Annotated in this window: 2 protein-coding genes; both read left to right on the forward strand. The window is 69.7% G+C overall.

Annotation, left to right across the window (positions count from 1 at the left end):
• Nucleotides 1–83 precede the first annotated feature (83 nt).
• Nucleotides 84–1,376, forward strand: coding sequence for an NAD(P)/FAD-dependent oxidoreductase (locus RMO04_RS17965; RefSeq protein ID WP_309646137.1), 1,293 nt, complete (start codon nt 84–86; stop codon nt 1,374–1,376).
• Nucleotides 1,377–1,423: 47 nt separating this feature from the next.
• Nucleotides 1,424–2,120 (forward strand): LysR family transcriptional regulator (locus tag RMO04_RS17970; protein WP_309646136.1); only part of this gene is annotated, 697 nt, incomplete at its 3' end.

The following is a 2,120-nucleotide window of genomic DNA, read 5'->3' on the forward strand; positions in this document are numbered from 1 at the left end:
CCGGTGGAAGAAACCTGCCCGAGAAAGACGCCCCGAACAGCCCTCCAGGGAGGAACGGGCAGGCGGCCCGGCGGCGGCCCCATGTGGTCGTCGTCGGCGCCGGTTTCGGCGGGTTGTCGACCGTGATGGCCCTGGCCAGGGCCGACGCCGAGGTCACTCTGGTCGACAGGAAGAACCACCACCTGTTCCAACCCCTGCTCTATCAGGTGGCCACCGCCGGATTGGCGCCGACCCAGATCGCCAGCCCGATCCGCACGGTCCTGCGTCGCCAGGCCAATGTCCGCGTGCTGCTGGACGAGGTCACCGGCGTCGACCCCGACGCCCGCCACGTCCTGATGGGCGGGCGGCGGTTGGCCTACGACTACTTGGTGCTCGCCACCGGGGCGACCCACGCGTATTTCGGCCACGACGAGTGGGCCGGGCACGCGCCGGGCCTAAAGTCGCTGGACGACGCACTGGGCCTACGCCGCCGGGTCCTGCTGGCCTTCGAGCAGGCGGAGGTCTGTCCCGACGCCTCCGAGCGCTCGCGGTTGCTGACCTTCGTCGTCGTGGGCGCGGGGCCTACCGGCGTCGAACTGGCCGGCGTCATCGCCGAACTGGCGCGCCGGGCGCTCGCCTGCGACTTCCGCGCCATCCGTGGGACGCGCGCCCGGGTGGTGCTGGTGGAGGCTGGCGAACGCGTCCTGCCCACCTTTTCCACCCGGCTGTCGGGCTACGCCCTGGGCGCGCTCGAGAAGCTTGGCGTCGAGGTTCGCCTGCGTTCGGCCGTGACCCGCTGCGACGCCCGTGGCGTCAGGCTCGCCGACCAGGCCCAGATCGAAGCCCGCAATGTCGTCTGGGCGGCGGGCGTCCGCGCCTCCCCCGCCGGCGATTGGCTCGCCACGGCCCGCGACGCCGCGGGCCGTGCGGTGGTGCGCCCCGACCACGCCATTCCCGACCACCGCGACGTCTTCGTCATCGGCGACGCCGCCCGCTTCGTGGACGAGGCCGGCCGCCCGGTTCCCGGCGTCGCCCCCGCCGCCAAGCAACAGGGCGCCTTCGTCGGCCGCCTGATCGCCGGCGAGATCGCGGGGACCTCGAAGGTCCGCCCGACCTTCCGCTATCGGGACCGCGGATCCATGGCCACCATAGGCCGCAAGGCTGCGGTGGCGGCACTGGGACCGGTGGAGCTGAGCGGCTTCGCCGCCTGGCTGGTCTGGTCCCTCGCCCACGTCTATTTCCTGATCGGCTTCCGCAACCGGGCGGCCGTCGTCCTGGATTGGGTCTGGTCCTATCTGACCTTCGAGCGCGGCGCCCGGCTCATCACCGGAACGGAATCGGCGCGTCCACCCGCTATCGGCGTGCGTACCGTCGAAGCTTCGCCTTATTTGAGTTAGGCTTGCGAGTGTTGGAGACCACCACCTAGCCTGGAAAGGCCGCCGACATGGAAATGCAACAGGTGCGCTACTTCCTGGCCCTCGCCGGGACGCTGAACTTCACGCGTGCAGCCGATCAATCCAATGTCAGCCAGCCGGCGCTCACCCGCGCCATCCAGCAGCTCGAGGCCGAGCTGGGCGGACCGCTGTTCCACCGCGAGCGGCAGAACACCCACCTCTCGGAACTGGGCCGCATCATGCTGCCCTACCTCGAGCAGATTCTGGCCCAGACCCAGGCGGCCAAGGCCCACGCCCAGGGCCTGAAGAAGCTGGACCGCGCCACCCTCAATATCGGGGCCATGTGCACCATCGGCCCGGCGGCGGTCTCCGACCTGATCGTCAAGTTCCAGATGGCCCATCCCAATGTCGAGCTGCACGTCTCCGACCGCGGCTCCGGCGAGCTGCTGGACATGCTTGCGGCCGGCGACCTGCACCTGGCCCTGTTCAGCCTGCCGGAAGGGCCGGACGTGCGCTTCCACGCCCTGCCCCTGTTCCGGGAACGCTTCGTGATCTGTCTTCCGCCGGACCACAGGCTGGCTAGCCAGAACATCGTGCGGGGCGAAGACCTTCACGAGGAAGCCTACGTAAACCGCGCTAACTGCGAGTATTACGACCACGCCCGGCGCGAGCTGCGCTCGCGGGGAATTCTGTGGAAGAAGGTGTTCTCCTCCGAGCGCGACGACTGGGTGCAGGGGATGATCAAGG

Origin of the sequence: Phenylobacterium sp. (genome assembly GCF_031412415.1) — a bacterium.
GTDB lineage: Bacteria > Pseudomonadota > Alphaproteobacteria > Caulobacterales > Caulobacteraceae > Phenylobacterium.